General features: G+C 44.5%; 10 protein-coding genes. 6 read left to right on the top strand and 4 right to left on the bottom strand.

Annotation, left to right across the window (positions count from 1 at the left end; translation table 11 throughout):
• The first annotated feature begins 61 nt into the window (after positions 1 to 61).
• Positions 62 to 1,225, top strand: a complete 1,164-nt coding sequence (gene nhaA / locus AACU28_RS18480; RefSeq protein ID WP_004734677.1) for a Na+/H+ antiporter NhaA — start codon at positions 62 to 64, stop codon at positions 1,223 to 1,225.
• Positions 1,226 to 1,473: 248 nt separating this feature from the next.
• Here the strand turns inward: nhaA and AACU28_RS18475 are convergent, their stop codons facing one another.
• Positions 1,474 to 2,085 (bottom strand): OmpA family protein, encoded by a 612-nt coding sequence (locus AACU28_RS18475; RefSeq protein ID WP_029222148.1) that lies wholly within the window; start codon positions 2,083 to 2,085, stop codon positions 1,474 to 1,476.
• Complete coding sequence (locus tag AACU28_RS18470; RefSeq protein ID WP_017079061.1) at positions 2,085 to 3,392, bottom strand: TolC family outer membrane protein; 1,308 nt, start codon at positions 3,390 to 3,392, stop codon at positions 2,085 to 2,087. The genes AACU28_RS18475 and AACU28_RS18470 overlap by 1 nt, the downstream gene beginning before the upstream one ends.
• A 301-nt stretch (positions 3,393 to 3,693) precedes the next feature.
• Between AACU28_RS18470 and AACU28_RS18465 the strand changes: the two genes are divergently transcribed.
• From AACU28_RS18465 to fabV, 4 genes are all read left to right on the top strand, one after another.
• Entirely contained in the window at positions 3,694 to 7,503 is a 3,810-nt protein-coding gene (locus AACU28_RS18465) for a VCBS domain-containing protein (protein WP_121603416.1), read from the top strand.
• A 459-nt stretch (positions 7,504 to 7,962) separates the two neighbouring features.
• Entirely contained in the window at positions 7,963 to 8,592 is a 630-nt protein-coding gene (locus tag AACU28_RS18460) for a TetR/AcrR family transcriptional regulator (RefSeq protein ID WP_029222147.1), read from the top strand.
• A gap of 55 nt (positions 8,593 to 8,647) precedes the next feature.
• The gene (locus AACU28_RS18455; RefSeq protein WP_004734682.1) at positions 8,648 to 10,930 is read left to right on the top strand and encodes an acyl-CoA dehydrogenase; all 2,283 of its coding nucleotides are present in this window, start codon (positions 8,648 to 8,650) and stop codon (positions 10,928 to 10,930) included.
• 210 nt (positions 10,931 to 11,140) lie between these two features.
• Complete coding sequence (fabV, locus tag AACU28_RS18450; protein ID WP_004734683.1) at positions 11,141 to 12,343, top strand: enoyl-ACP reductase FabV; 1,203 nt, start codon at positions 11,141 to 11,143, stop codon at positions 12,341 to 12,343.
• Positions 12,344 to 12,687: 344 nt separating this feature from the next.
• Here the strand turns inward: fabV and AACU28_RS18445 are convergent, their stop codons facing one another.
• Positions 12,688 to 14,370 (bottom strand): aspartate:alanine antiporter, encoded by a 1,683-nt coding sequence (locus tag AACU28_RS18445; RefSeq protein ID WP_017077841.1) that lies wholly within the window; start codon positions 14,368 to 14,370, stop codon positions 12,688 to 12,690.
• 250 nt (positions 14,371 to 14,620) lie between these two features.
• Entirely contained in the window at positions 14,621 to 14,884 is a 264-nt protein-coding gene (locus AACU28_RS18440) for a GrxA family glutaredoxin (RefSeq protein ID WP_009847069.1), read from the bottom strand.
• 528 nt (positions 14,885 to 15,412) lie between these two features.
• Between AACU28_RS18440 and AACU28_RS18435 the strand changes: the two genes are divergently transcribed.
• A complete protein-coding gene (locus tag AACU28_RS18435; RefSeq protein ID WP_121603415.1) occupies positions 15,413 to 16,714 on the top strand; it encodes an iron-containing alcohol dehydrogenase in 1,302 nt (433 codons plus the stop codon).
• Positions 16,715 to 16,798: the final 84 nt, after the last annotated feature.

Here is a 16,798-nt window from a genome sequence, read left to right as displayed (position 1 = left end):
ATAAACTCATGGTTATTCTTTGTTATTCGTTTATTTAAATAATAAATATAAGGGCGAAATCATGACCGACGTCATCCGTGACTTCTTTAAAATGGAATCTGCTGGCGGCATCATACTAGTCATCGCTGCGGCGATCGCAATGTTTGTAGCAAACTCACCACTGAACGAAATGTACCAAGGCGTATTGCATAGTTACGTTCTTGGTATGTCTGTGTCTCACTGGATTAACGATGGCTTAATGGCTGTCTTCTTCCTTCTAATCGGCTTAGAAGTTAAGCGCGAACTTTTAGAAGGCGCATTAAAGTCTAAAGAGACAGCAATCTTCCCAGCTATTGCAGCTGTGGGTGGTATGCTAGCTCCTGCACTTATTTACGTGCTATTCAATTCAAGTAACCCTGAAGCGCTTCAGGGCTGGGCTATTCCAGCAGCAACAGATATCGCATTCGCATTGGGTATCATGGCTCTTCTTGGTAACCGAGTACCGGTCAGCTTGAAGGTGTTCCTACTAGCATTGGCAATTATCGATGACCTAGGTGTTGTTGTTATCATTGCACTGTTCTACTCAGGCGATCTATCGACGCTTGCACTAACGGTTGGCTTCATCGCAACGGGTGTGCTGTTCATGCTAAACAATAAGCATGTGACTAAGCTGAGTATTTATCTCATTGTCGGTGCAATTCTGTGGTTCGCAGTATTGAAGTCTGGTGTTCATGCAACATTGGCTGGTGTAGTTATTGGTTTTGCTATCCCACTGAAAGGCAATAAAGGGGAGCGTTCTCCGCTGAAACACCTAGAGCATGCTCTGCACCCATACGTCGCTTTTGCAATTTTGCCAATCTTCGCATTTGCAAACGCAGGTATCTCACTGGAAGGCATCTCAATTTCAAACCTTACAGGCATGTTACCGCTTGGTATCGCTATGGGTCTATTGGTTGGTAAGCCACTGGGTATCTTCCTGTTCAGCTGGGGCGCTGTGAAAACGGGTGTAGCTAAACTTCCTGAAGGTGTGAATTTCATGAACATCTTCGCGGTATCTGTGTTGTGTGGTATTGGCTTTACGATGTCTATCTTTATTTCATCACTAGCATTTGGTCCAACGAACGCAGATTTTGATACGCTCGCTCGATTAGGTATCCTGATGGGATCAACGACTGCAGCTATCTTAGGTTACTTCCTGCTAAGTATTTCTCTACCGAAGACTAAGCAACAAGAAGTAAAGCTATAATTGGTAAGTAAAAGCATAGTTGGTAAGTAAAACTATATTCGGTAGTAGGTTCGCTTGATAGTGAGCCTACTCACTGAGTAACAAGCCAACTCTTGAGTAGCAAGAAGAGTCACAGAGTCATCCCTCGACTCATGTGACAACAAAGAACAAAAAAGCCGTGATGGGTAACCCTATCACGGCTTTCTTGATCTTACTGTTAAGCTGTCTTTGTAAGATAACCCGCCTTACATTTAAGTGACGATGTCACGTTACTTTTCTAGCGTGGTAAAAATGGTCCACTCTTCAACGATTTGTTCACTTAACCCAACCACGGTTGCCGTTACCTTACGGTTTAGTGCATGCGAAGTAGCATCATCACCATCGTTTTCCAGGCGTTCTTCACCATAACCGACAATTCTCACTCGCTCTGGCTCTATACCATTCGACAGTAACTCGTCTTGAACATTGTTTGCTCGTCTTTTTGATAAATCTAAGTTGTATTCGTTGGAACCCACTTTACTCGCGTAACCTTGTATTTCAATCGACGCACTTTTGTAAGTCTCAAGGAATTCAGCCATTGTGCTGATTTGATCAGAAAATATTGGGTTCACTTCAAATGAGTCATGAGCAAAGAGTATTTTTAACTGTCTGACTTCTTCTGCTCGAATCGTTTCTCCACAGCCGTCATTGTCGACTTGTGACGCTTCAGGCGTTCCTGGGCAGGTATCGCGCGCGTTTACCACACCATCGTTGTCGTCGTCTTGCAGGTCTGCAATCTGTTCTGCTTCAGGTGTCTCGATGTAAGCCTCTTCCTGTTGGCTAGAACAGGCAAATAAAGTCATCGTTAATACGGGAAGTAATAAGTACGTTACTTTCATCATTAATACTCCATAGCCGTTGTCCACTCTTCTGGAATATCAACCAGTAGAGCATTCAATAAAGAACCTGTTGCGTTCATCACTCGGTATTTAGCGTACTGCTCAGAGTAATGGGCATCTAGATAATCTTTACGGGCTTCAAATAGTTCGTTCTCAGTGTTGAGCAAGTCAAGAAGAGTACGTTTGCCTATTCGGTATTGTTTTTCATATGCGATAACGGTTTCCGAAGCTGAATCAACATGATCAGATAGGAAGTTCTTTTGTTGCAGCGTGAGGTCTAAGGCGCTCCATGAAAGGCGAAGGCCTTCTTCCACTTGGCGATAAGCACGATCTCTCAAATCTTTTGCTTTGTTCAATTGGTAGGCAGCCGCTTCAGAATTAGCACTGTCTGTTCCGCCGTTGTACAAGTTATATCGCATTCGCAGCATCGCGAGCGTTTCTTGACTTGAGCCTTCATCGCCACCTGCATCGTCACGCCATGACTGTGATGCCTCAATGGAGAAGGTAGGGTAGTTCACGCCTTTCGATTGTTTGTATTGGAAGTGCGCAGCGTCAACATCAGCTGCCGCGATTTTGATCACGGGGTGTTTGTCTAAGGCATCAACAATGGCGTCTGTTAACGACAAAGGAATTCTAGAAATATCGGCTCTTGGGTAAATTAAACCTAGGGGTTCTTGACCCACCACACGTCTAAATTGGGTATGTGTATCGATCAAATTATTCTGTGCAGCCAATAAGTTACCATGAGCTTTTGCAATCCTAGCTTCTACTTGCGACACATCCGCTGTTGAACCTATACCAGAATTAGCTCGTTTCTTAATATCTTTATAGATTTTTTTGTGTATTGAAAGATTACTTTCTGACAGTGCCAAAACCTCAGTGGCTTTTACCGCGTCTAGATAGATTTGTGTCACCTCCAGCGCTTTGTCTTCGGCATCTGCAATCAATTGTAAACGAACCGACTCGGCTTCTGCGGCGGTACGATCAATGTCGTAAAGAGTCGCTGAACCATCCCACAGCAATTGCGTGAGGGAAATCGTCGCTTCCTTTCTTGTTAGATCGGTATCGGGGCCGTTATTTGGTGCAGGATTTATGCCTTCGTAACCAATACCAGCATCAAGGTCGATACTGGGCTTGTACGCTCCTCCTGAGGCATCATTACGTTTTTTCACGCTCGCATATTCGTTGAAGATGCTTTTTATCTCTGGATTCGTTGCCAAGGTAATAGCCACAGACTGTTCCAGAGTTTGAGCGGCGAGTGGTGCTGCAGCAACTAAGCAACACATGATGGATAATTTAAACAATTTCAAAGTAGCTCTCCTTCTACTTTCAATGTCTCATCCGTTTCCCAACCTAGGTTTCCCGTTAGATTGAGAGAAGGGTATTAAACGAAGCTTAGGACATTTGCAAAAAAATGCGAAGTTTGTTGGATTTTTTTTGAATGTAAGTCGCTATTGCTATTGACTAATTTGAAAATCGCCAAATTTACACCCTTCTAGTGAGTTGATTATCAATAGTGACACTACTAAATTTAGTGTAGGAAATAGCCACAGCGCAGAGTGGGATTGAATCCGCGTTTGGCATGTTCTGGGCAGAAGTGGGAATATGGATATGGGAAACATCAACCTAAATATACTAGGTCTTGCTAGCGGGAGTGTTGTGCTCGACGCTCAAGGCCAAGTTAGACGTTTGTCTCCGGGCGAACAACCAGCGGCTAGCGACGTAATTATCAGTTTTGATACTAGTGAAGAAAATGTGCCAAGTGTTTCTGCACGTTTTGTAGATAACCAGGGCCAACAAAATGTACTAGATACTGATGATGCGATCGCTCAAGTTCAGCGTGCTATCGAAGAAGGATTTGATCCAACGGAACTAGGAGATGAGTTTGACACTGCAGCTGGTGAGGAAGGCTCGAGTTTGACCAACAGCGGTAGGATTGAACGTACTGGGGCTGAAACTCAAGCTGCCACGAATTTTGAAACTGACGGGTTTGAGTCTCAAGGATTGTCAGAAACTCAAAGTATTGCTCTTTTTGATATCATCGCTTTTGCGCTTATTTCAGGTGAAACTAACGTTATTGAGTTTGAGCAGGATGAACCAATTGAAACCGGTGGCGCCTTAACCAGCGACGACCCGGACGTTACCTTTATTGGCAAAGAGGTCGCTGGAGACAATGACCTCGGTACCTTTGTCGTCAATGAGGATGGTACTTGGACCTTCGTAGCCAACAGTCCTTATGATGAACTTGCTGACGGCGAGCAAATTCAAGATACAACCACAGTACAAACTTCTGATGGAGGTGAGCAAGTCATTACAGTCACTATTATTGGTACTGATGATGCGGCTGTAGCCACTGATGATTCAGGCAGTGTGACTGAGGACATTGATGTCGATGACATCACCAACCAATTAGTGACGTCTGGTCAGATCGTGATTACAGACGTAGATAGCGACACTCCTACCTTCTCAGCTGATGGTGAGTTTAACCTCGTAGGTTCAACAAACGACTCACAACTTGGCGTATTGAGCATCGAACCTGACGGCGCTTGGACTTACGTAGTCAATAACGATGACGTGCAGTACCTAGACGACGATGAATTCGTGACTGAGGTTTATACCGTTACAGCCAGTGACGGTACCACGAGCGAAGTAATTATCACGATTAACGGTGCCGATGATCCATCTGACATAACCGTTGGCGAAGGTGACTCTGATATGGGTGAGGTGACGGAAGATGTCGATGTCGATCCGGAGAGTAACGACTTGATGGCGACGGGAACACTGACGATTACCGATGTTGATGCTAACGATGTCGCGGCTTTTCAACCTAACGGAACGTTTAATCCTGAAGGTTCGACCAATGATACCGCGTTGGGTATGTTGACCATTACCGACGATGGCGAATGGACTTACGTCGTAGACAACGACAACGTGCAATATCTCGATGACGATGAGTTTGTCACCGAGGTTTACACGGTTACTGCGATTGATGGAACCACCAGTGAAGTGACCATCACCATTAACGGTGCTGATGATCCATCCGAAATTACTGTCGGGGAAGGTGACTCAGACATGGGTGAGGTGACGGAAGATGTCGATGTTGATCCGGAGAGTAACGACTTGATGGCGACGGGAACACTGACGATTACCGATGTTGATGCTAACGATGTTGCGGCTTTTCAACCTAACGGAACGTTTAATCCTGAAGGTTCGACCAATGATACCGCGTTAGGTATGTTGACCATTACCGACGATGGCGAATGGACTTACGTCGTAGACAACGACAACGTGCAATATCTCGATGACGATGAGTTTGTCACTGAGGTTTACACTGTTACTGCGATTGACGGAACCACCAGTGAAGTAACCATCACCATCAACGGTGCTGATGATCCATCTGAGATTACCGTTGGTGAAGGTGACTCTGATATGGGGGAGGTGACGGAAGATGTTGATGTCGATCCAGAAAGCAACGACTTGATGGCGACGGGAACACTGACGATTACCGATGTTGATGCTAACGATGTCGCGGCTTTTCAACCTAACGGAACGTTTAACCCTGAAGGTTCGACCAATGATACCGCGTTGGGTATGTTGACGATTACCGACGATGGCGAATGGACTTATGTGGTAGACAACGACGATGTGCAATATCTTGATGACGATGAGTTTGTCACCGAGGTTTACACTGTTACTGCCATTGACGGAACCACAAGTGAAGTGACCATCACCATTAACGGTGCTGATGATCCATCTGAGATCACCGTTGGCGAAGGTGACTCTAATATGGGTGAGGTGACGGAAGATGTTGATGTCGATCCTGATACCAACGAACTCTCGGTGTCTGGTACTTTAACGATTACCGATGTCGATACCAGTGATATGCCGGCCTTTAAACCTAATGGTGTGTTTAGCCCTATTGGGTCTACTTATGCACTTGCTTTGGGGATGTTAACGATTACTCCCGAAGGGGCATGGAGTTATGTCGTTGATAACGATGCGGTTCAATACTTGAATGATGATGACACGGTTATTGAGCGATATGTCGTAACCGCCATCGATGGTGTCGAGCATGTTATCGAGATAACAATTAATGGTGTCAACGATGCGCCTGAAGCGACCAGCTTTACGGTCGTCAATGATGAAGACGCGATCATACCAATCCTCTTCGATTCGGAAGATGGCGGTATGCCTGATTACATCTCAGATATCGAAGATGACCATGACGACATTCCACTTAATATTCGGATAGAAAGTTTGCCAACCAACGGTAGCCTTTTGTATACCGATGAAAATGGCATCACGAGAGAAATTGCGCAGTCTGACGTCGACAACGGTGTGTTGTTTGTTCCAAACAATATTAGCTTCGTTGCTGGGCCCGGAGAGATGTTTGAAATGGGCTTCAGTGGCGATCCAGACGATATGCCAGATCTCGTTGATGGTTTCTATAATTGGGGTGTCGCGGTATCACCAACCGAAAGGCTAATTACCTTAGCTAACGGAAATACCATTACGCTATCGATTGATGACAATAACGACAAACCCCTACAACAGTATCAAGGTGAACAGCCTCATGTTGGTTATGGGATTGGTGATACTGATGGTAAAGGTATGAACATGCAGGAGACCTTGATCATCGACTTTACCAACAACCCACTTGATGTTGTTCATTTTGGATTAGATGGGCTGGGCGGAGAGTTCAATACGAATAGCAGTGTACATATTGAAGTGATTTATACCTTTGCTGACGGGACAACAGCTAGTGAGCAATACCAAAAAGATGAAGGCGATACAGGCAACCAGCAGATCCTGTACGAGTTCAGCTACTCGTCACCAAGTAATCCGATTGTTGGTATGGAGCTTTCATCTTCCGGTGGTAATTGGGAGTTGCGTTACGTACAAGGTAATGAAGCTGTAACCGATGACCCTCAATTTGACTATGTCGCAGTAGATTCAAATGGCGCTGAAAGTACAGTCGAAACGGTGACGGTTGATATTGAAGAACCACAACAATATAACGTGACTAGTGCTGCGAGTAACGAGCCTTTATTTGCGGGCTCTGGGAATGATCTGCTTATTGGTGATAGCGATGACAATATTTTCACCTGGTTAGACTCTGTACTCGATAATGGTACAGACATCATTAAAGACTTTGAGCTTTATACCAATGGTTCTGGTGATTTGATCGACCTAAATGATCTGATTGAAGATCCACAAGACGAAACTCAAATGGCCGAGCTTCTTGATATGATCGAAGTGTCGTTCGATGGCGAAGACATCGCTTTGTCTATTCCAATCAATGGTGGAGACGACGTTCAAACAATCGTGATAGAAGGGATCACTACGGAAATGGGTGCTTCAGTTGACTTGGGTAATGATCTCGCAATATTGGGAGAGCTTATTAAAAACGATGCAGCCTAATAGGCATCGTGGAATGCTCCATAGCTTGACGTAATGAAAGCCCTCGGTTTCGGGGGCTTTTTGCGCTCAGGAGTAGCCGAAGAAAAGTTGCCTGAAATTAAAAGCTGCTTGAATCATAGGCAAAAAAAAGCCCAAACCAATGCGGTTTGGGCGGATACAAGTATAGGAGTTAATAAGGAAAATGCAGTAATTAAGAAAGCAGGGAGAGAAACAAGTTTGACGGCCTGTTAAACTTCTAAATACTCTGTTTTCTACTTAATTTATGACCCTCCATTTCTAATTCAGTTCCCAGAAAATTCAATAATTTTTCCTTTTTTATTAAACGTACATCGATTCAATCGGTTAGAGCTGATTCTTGCTAACTGGTACGACCAATTGGTGAAAGTGTGATGTTGCTTGCTTGTTAAATAAATGTTCTAAGCGTATATTTCAAACAGTTGTTTAATACGAGTGATTGAAATGGCACCAAGAAGTACAACCAAAGACAAAATCTTAGATGTGGCTGAAGGCTTATTTGCTGAGCACGGTTTCAATGACACCTCTTTACGCACTATTACGGGTAAAGCCAATGTCAATCTTGCTTCAGTGAACTACCACTTTGGCGATAAGAAGACTCTGGTTCGTGCGGTACTCAATCGATACTTAGAAGCATTTATGCCTGCATTGCAAGACGCTTTAGTGAACTTAAACTTGAACGAAACGTATTCTATGAGTGATGTGTTTGAGTCTTTAAGACAGCCGCTAAGAGCACTGAATGATGTAAGGCCAAACGGTACCAGCCGATTTATGTTACTCATCGGTCGAGGTTATACGGATGTGCAAGGTCACTTGCGTTGGTTCATTACAACTCGCTACAGCGAAGTTCTGACTCTGTTTACGACGTCAGTAATGAAAGCTAATCCGAACCTCACTCAAGAGCAGTTATTTTGGCGTTTACACTTCACCCTTGGGACTTGTGTTTTCACCATGGCGTCTAGCCAAGCTCTAATAGAAATTGCAGAGAATGACTACGACACAAAGATAGATGCGAAGGCCGTGGTCGATATTCTCATTCCATTTTTGGCCGCTGGCATGTCAGCAAAAGAATAAAACAATAAAAAGCAAAATATTCACAAACAATATAGTGAACAAAAGGATCTGAACTATGAGCTCTCTAAGACAAAAATGGGTAAGTGACCCAGCTTTTAAACTCTTTAAAAAAGTACTACCACCACTATCTAGCACCGAGAAAGAAGCGATGGAAGCGGGTAGCGTGTGGTGGGACGGAGAGCTGTTTTCTGGTAAACCAGATTTCACTAAGCTTCACCAGTACCCAAAACCTCAGCTGACAGCAGAAGAGCAATCGTTCATGGATAATGAACTTGAAACATTGCTCGCTATGCTTGATGACCACAAAATTGTGAAAGAAGACCGAGACCTTCCAGAGGAAGTTTGGAACTTTTTACGCAAAGAGCGTTTCTTCTCGCTAATTATCGCGAAAGGGTACGGCGGTCGTGAATTTTCAGCGCACGCAAACTCTACCATCGTAACTAAAATTGCGACGCGTAGTATCAGTACTGCGGTTTCGGTAATGGTTCCAAACTCTCTTGGCCCTGGTGAGCTACTGTCTCATTACGGAACTCAAGATCAAAAAGACTACTGGTTACCTCGTCTTGCTGACGGTACAGATATCCCTTGTTTCGCACTAACAGGGCCTGAAGCAGGTTCTGATGCGGGTGGTATCCCTGATGTCGGTACCGTTTGTATGGGCATGCACGAAGGCAAAGAGACACTAGGCATCAAGCTTAACTGGAACAAGCGCTACATTACGCTAGCACCAGTGGCAACGGTACTTGGTCTGGCTTTCAAACTGCACGATCCAGAAAAGCTACTGGGTGACAAAGAAGACATTGGCATCACTTGCGCACTAATCCCGGCAGACCATGAAGGTGTTGTGATTGGTGAGCGTCATGACCCACTTGGTCTTGCGTTTATGAATGGTCCAACACGCGGTCACGATGTATTTATTCCTATGGAATGGCTAATCGGTGGCGCAGATTACGCAGGTAAAGGTTGGCGTATGCTGGTGGAATGTCTGTCTGCAGGTCGTGGTATCTCATTACCAGCACTTGGCACGGCGATGGGCCACCTAACAGCGAAAACGACCGGCGCATACGCTTATGTTCGTAAGCAGTTCGGTATGTCGATTGGTAAGTTTGAAGGTGTTGCAGAGAGCCTTGGACGTATTGGTGGTTTAACGTATCTATTAGAAGCGACTCGTACACTGACAACCACTTCGCTTGATATGAAAGAGAAGCCGGGTATCGTAACGGCTATCGCCAAATATCACATGACAGAAATGGCACGTACTATTCTGAATGACTCAATGGATATCCATTCAGGTCGTGCAATTCAAGATGGCCCAATGAACTACTTGGCTGCGCCTTACCTAGGTATTCCAGTTGCTATCACAGTAGAAGGTGCGAACATCCTAACTCGTAACCTGATGATCTTCGGTCAAGGTGCGACACGTTGTCACCCATACGTATTGAGCGAAATGGAAGCGGCAGCGAACCCAGACGAGAAGCAAGGTGCAAAAGACTTTGATAGCTTGTTGTTCAAGCACATCTCACACGCAACTAAAAACACGTTCGGTGCTTTTGGTGCGGCACTGACTGGCTCTAAGTTCATTAAAGCCGACATGAGCGGCCCAACGAAGCCTTACTACCAAGATTTGACTCGTTTGAGCCGTGCGCTTGCAGTGAGTGCGGATTTCGCAATGTTGACGCTAGGTGGTGAACTGAAACGTAAAGAGCTTATCTCTGCACGTTTGGGTGATGGTCTAAGTTACCTATACATGGCGTCGGCTGCGCTTAAGAAGTATGAAGACGAAGGTCGTCAACAAGCTGACCTAGACTACGTACATTACGCGGTTCAACACTGTTTCCATAATGCGGCTAAGTCGCTGCAGGAAGCGTACAGAAACTTCCCGAACAAGATGGTGGGTAAAGTACTTAAAGGTCTAGTTTTCCCTGTCGGTAACCACTTCGAGAAACCGAGTGATAACCTAACAGTTCAACTAGCAGAAAGCTTGATGACTCCGGGAGCACACCGTGAACGTCTGACTCACCTTTGTTACATTGGCAAAGAGGAAGATGATAGTGTTGGCCTTATGGAGAATGCTTTCAATGCGATGTACAGCATCAAGCCTCTGGAGCGTAAGATCTTCAAAGCAGTGAAAGAGGGCAAAGTGGCTCGTAAAGGCTTGCTTGCGGATAAACTGGCTCAAGCACTTGCTGCTGATGTTCTGACACAAGAAGAAGTCGACCAAATTGTTGCTGCTGATAAACTACGCTACACAGCGATTCAAGTTGACCACTTCAGTCATGACTTTAGTGAAACTTTGACGCGAAAAGAGTTAAAACCTAAGCTAAATAGCGTTGCTTAGATAAAGAAATGATAAAAGGCACCTAATAAGGTGCCTTTTTTTGTTTTTGTCGTAGAAGTCGCAATAGATGCGTTAACAAATGGTGACTTAGTCAGCAAATATCCGCTGAGTGCTCCAACCACTTGCATTTTCACCACATTTTTACAGAAATTAGATGCCATTTGCGTACGAAACTTTTATCCTTACCCTGATTTTTTAAGGAAGTTGAATATGATCATCAAACCTCGAATTCGCGGATTCATCTGTACTACAACACATCCAGTCGGTTGTGAAGCTAATGTAAAAGAACAAATTGCTTACACAAAAGCTCAAGGCCCAATCGCAAACGCACCTAAACGTGTACTCGTTGTTGGCTCTTCAAGTGGCTACGGCTTGTCTTCACGTATTGCGGCTGCATTTGGTGGCGGTGCTTCAACTATCGGTGTTTTCTTCGAGAAAGCCGGTACTGAGAAAAAGCCGGGCACAGCTGGCTTTTACAACTCAGCAGCGTTCGACAAGTTAGCTAAAGAAGAAGGCCTGTATTCAAAAAGCCTTAACGGCGATGCTTTCTCTAACGAAGCGAAACAGAAAACAATTGACCTGATCAAAGAAGATCTAGGCCAAATCGATATGGTTGTGTACTCACTGGCGTCTCCAGTGCGTAAAATGCCTGAGACTGGCGAAGTAATTCGTTCAGCTCTTAAGCCTATCGGCGAAACGTACACATCTACAGCGGTAGATACAAACAAAGATGCGATCATCGAAGCAAGCGTTGAGCCTGCTACCGAAGAAGAGATCAAAGACACTGTTACTGTAATGGGCGGTGAAGATTGGGAACTTTGGATCAACGCACTTTCTGAAGCGGGTGTTCTAGCTGACGGTTGTAAGACTGTTGCTTACAGCTACATCGGTACTGAATTAACGTGGCCAATCTACTGGGATGGCGCGCTAGGTAAAGCTAAAATGGATCTAGATCGTGCAGCATCAGCGCTGAACGAAAAACTAGGCCAAACTGGCGGTACTGCAAACGTTGCTGTTCTTAAGTCTGTTGTGACTCAAGCAAGCTCTGCGATTCCTGTTATGCCTCTTTACATCGCTATGGTGTTCAAGAAGATGCGTGAAGAAGGTATTCACGAAGGTTGTATGGAACAGATCTTCCGTATGTTCAGCCAACGTTTGTACAAAGCAGATGGCAGCGCAGCAGAAGTTGATGAAGTGAACCGTCTACGTCTAGATGACTTAGAACTTCGTGACGACATTCAAGAGCATTGTCGTAACCTATGGCCTCAAATCACAACTGAAAACCTGAAAGAACTGACTGACTACGTTGAGTACAAAGAAGAGTTCTTGAAGCTGTTCGGTTTTGGTGTTGAAGGCGTTGATTACGAAGCTGACGTTGATACTGCTGTTGAATTTGATGTAGCTGACATCTAATTCAAACAATCGAATCAAAACGAAATAGGCGCTCACTGAGCGCCTATTTTTTGTCCGTCGTTTGAGGAAAGAGATTAAAAGCAGGCATGGAAAAATAAAAGCAGATGCGGGATACGAGTGGCGAGATGCGAAGAGAAGTTAAGAGCAGATGCGGGATTCGAGTTACGAGATGCGAAAAGATTTAAGAGCGGATGCGGGATTCAAGTTGCGAGATGTGAAGAGATTTAAAGAGCAGACTTGGGATGCGTTAAAAGCTGAGAAGAAGTAATAAAAAATGCACTAATCCAAAGATGAATTAGTGCATTCGAAATATCTAAGCTTGACTGCTTTTAAAGCCGCAGACGCTAGCTAATGATGATAATGAAAGTACCTGCTAAGGTCATCAATATATTGGCAATCGCGTACGTACCCGCGTAACCCAGAGCTGGGATAGTTGAGCGAGCGTGGTCATTTACGATGTCCATCGCCGGAGCACAGGTTCGCGCGCCAATGATGGCACCAAATAGTAGAGCTCGGTTCATCTTCAATACGTAAGCACCCACCAAGTAAGCGAAGAATACTGGTAGCACACTCACTACTAGAGCAATACCGATGACCTGAGGGCCTACTTGGGTCAAGTGTTCAAACATCTTACCGCCGGCGCTCAAGCCGATACCGACCATGAAGAACATCAAACCCAGGTCTTTGACCATGTTCAATGCCCCCTGAGGCACATAACCGAAAGTAGGGTGGTTTGCTCTTAAGAAGCCAAGCATGATGCCGGATAAAAGCAGGCCAACCGCATTACCTAATCCAAACGACACCTGACCGAATGTCATGGTGATCAAACCAAACAAAATACCCAGAATGAAGAAGCTACAGAAGGCCATCAAATCCGCCATTTGGCTGTGGATTGAGATGAAACCAATTTTCTCAGCTAGACCGTGAACGCGGCTCTTTTCGCCACTCACCTGCAGGACATCGCCTTTAGAAAGCACGATATTTAAGTCCATCGGCATTTCAATTTGAGCACGTACTACGCGGTTAAGGAAACAGCCGTATTCAGATAGGTTCAAGTCGGATAGGCGCTTACCTGCGATGCTGTCACTTTTAACGACAATCTCCTCTTCCACGATACGAAGATCGAGAAGGTTACGGTCGAAAACCTCTTTACCATTACGGAAGCTTGGGTCGAGACGCGCGTGGCTATCAGGGAAACCTACCAATGCGATTTCATCACCTTCTTGCAGGATCGCATCACCATCTGGATGGGCAAGAATACCATTACGGCGAATACGCTCGATGTAACAGCCCGTTTGGCGATAGATACCCAGTTCACGAAGGTTCTTACCGTCTGTCCAAGAGATAAGCTCTTGTCCTACGCGGTAAGCTCGTATGATTGGAAGGTAAACCTTACGTTGCCCTGAAGCACCTAATCCACGCTCTTGGGCGATTTGCTCAGCTGAATCGTGTAGGTTAACTTTCTGAAGCTTTGGAATAAGGCGAGCAAACATAATCATGCTGATTAAGCCAACTAAGTAAGCCATCGCATAACCAACTGAAAGGTTTTCGATGATCAGGCCTATATCCATGTTTCTTGGCAATTCTGCAAGCCCAGAATTCAGAGCATCTTGAGCACCTACTAATATCGGCGTTGCTGTTAAGGCCCCCGCCATCATGCCTGCGGATAAACCAAAGCCTAACCCAAGGTAGTGGCTACTGAAATACGTTAAAGCAATTGCGGTAGAGAGAACCACAAGGCTCAGAATGAGATAATGCTTACCGTCTCTGAAGAAGATACCGAAGAAGTTTGGTCCTGCTTCAATACCAACACAGTAGATGAAAAGCATGAAGCCAATCGTGAGCGCATCAGCGTTAAACGAAAAACCAAGATGTCCCATGATAAGGGAAGTAATCAGAACACCGATTGAATTGCCAAGTTGGAGGCTACCGAAACGAATTTTACCAATGGCTAATCCAATCGATAAAACAACAAAGATGAGGAGAATGGGGTTTTGTTCTAACAGAAAAACAACGTCGATATTCACAGTGGTCGCTCAATAATTGGCGTGAAACACAGGGTAAGTTTGAGAGGTGAATTGTATCTAAATATAAATAAAATATAAGCGATATTTTGCTATTTTACTTGATTTTGACTTTATTATTATTCCGTACGAAAACTGGTCATAAAAAAAGCCCGCTACAGTGAGCGGGCTTGATATAAATCGTACAGTTTAACGCTTGAATTGGTTAGCTGTTTTAGGCTTTAGCATTGGATCTCGTAAGAGAAATCTTAGCTTAGTCGAAAAGACCTAGGTTTTCTTTTGCGTATGCTTCAAATTCTGTGCAGCCGCCGATGTGGTCTTGGTCGATGAAGATTTGTGGCACTGTGTCTACAGGCTTACCAACAGTCTTCTCAAGGTCAGCTTTGCTGATGCCTTCAGCGTGGATGTCAACGTAACGGTAGTTGAAGTCATCGCGTTTAGCTTTAAGAGTTTCAGCATGCTCTTTTGCACGAACACAGAATGGGCAAGCAGGGCGACCAAAAATAACTACAAACATTTAATTTCTCCTAAATACGGGATGAGGCTCGTTAACTCAATTATGTTAACTATTCTTTAATGAATGCCACTCAAAATTTCTTAAAACCAACTATGCCTCAATGCCATGGGGAAATAAAGATGGAATTGCCTCTTAATACGATAGGTTTTGCCTATCAGCGCAAATATTAATCATAAAAAGGTAGGGTCGCGTTCACTGGCCTCTACCATTGTTAAGTACCCTTAATATTAGAGTGTGAATTACCCCTAAGATTGCGACTTTAATCCATCTTTAATGTGACAAGTTGCACCTCGTCAAAAAAATCAAACACAGAACGAGGCATCTTATTATTGGGTATGGAACCATATTCGGTAAGCTGCCAGATGTAACCCCATTTTAGTGTGCTTGTATTTAAGATGCAGGCATTGTGTTGTAAGTACAAAGGTTACATTTCGAAGGTTGTATTCCGAAGATTAAATGCCAAAAAGCAAGAATTTCAAAAAAACCAAGAGTTCGTAGTTTTGTTTAGTCATAGGCGCAGGAGGCTCCATGTTTCAATTTATGACATCTACAAAGATCATCTTTGGTGATGGGGCACTTCCCGCTTCATTGTCTCTCTTTAATCAATACGGCTACAGCGTGTTATTGGTTACTGGTAATACATTAGAACGCACCTCACTTGTTACTGATTATCTAGATGCGCAGAGTATGCGTTACCAGCACATTGCCGTTTCGGGTGAACCCAATATCAAAATGGTTGAAGAGGCTGCCACGTCTGCTCGGCGATTTAAACCTGATATGGTGGTGGCAATGGGTGGCGGCAGTGCCATTGATATGGGAAAAGCGTTAGCTGCGGTTTTACCCAATCAAGGTAATTTATACGACTATGTTGAAGTGGTTGGGCGTAATGTTCCTCTTAAAACTAAACCGCTTCCGTTTATCGCTATTCCAACCACAGCGAGTACCGGCGCTGAGGTCACTAAAAATGCGGTACTTAAATCAGGCCAAGACCAAGTCAAGATAAGCCTTAGAAGCCCAGAGATGCTAGCTGACGTCGCGATTGTTGACCCTGCATTAACCCATGGCACTAATCCGTATTTATCTGGCCGCGGTGCTATGGACGCATTTACCCATTTAATGGAAGCCTATGTGTGTGGTGAACCGAATCCGTTAACCGATATGATCTGTGAAGAAGGGTTGCGTAAGCTGAGTTGTTCTGTCATTCAGGCGTGTATCTATGATGAACCTCAAGCGCGTTCTGATCTTGCCTTCGCTTCTATGCTCGGAGGAATGGCGATAACCAATGCTAAGCTCGGTGCTGCGCACGGGCTAGCTTCTGCGTTAGGAGGTAAGATTTCTGCGCCGCACAGTGTGATTACAGCGCGCTTGGCACCATTTGTGATGTTAGAAAACATAGCAGTAGCGAAAGAGCAGCAAAGAAACGACATATTAGCGCGTTATCAGCGAATCGCTCAGATAGTGACGGGTAACGTAGAAGCAAAAGAAGAAGAGGCGATTACTTGGTTATCTGAAGTGTTGGATACACTCAAGCTACCAAGCTTACTTGAATTTGGTGTCTGCGAAGCTCAGTTTGATGAGGTGTCTGCCGATGCGCTCAAATCAGTGGCTATTAAAGGAAACCCTTTACCATTGAATCAACAGAGGCTTGTACATATTTTGAAGCAGGTTTGCGAGGAGTGTAGTTGTGGAGAGAGGTATCATGAGACAGCCTCAATGAATCAGGCTAATCAACTTGCCCCAGAACAGGCTACCGAGTCGAGTTTTACCATTATTAACTCTTATGCGTCTGAGAATAATGTTGTAGAGAAAGGCAATAGCTGGACGATCTAACGGTCTTCGAACAGTTCACTGCATAAACCATTGTAAACAGATAAATAAAAACGGAGCACTAGGCTCCGTTTTTTAATTCAACTT

This window comes from Vibrio sp. SBT000027, assembly GCF_963894355.1.
GTDB lineage: Bacteria > Pseudomonadota > Gammaproteobacteria > Enterobacterales > Vibrionaceae > Vibrio > Vibrio splendidus.
Note: the sequence above shows the minus strand (reverse complement) of the source record. Positions and strands in the feature narration are given on the sequence as shown.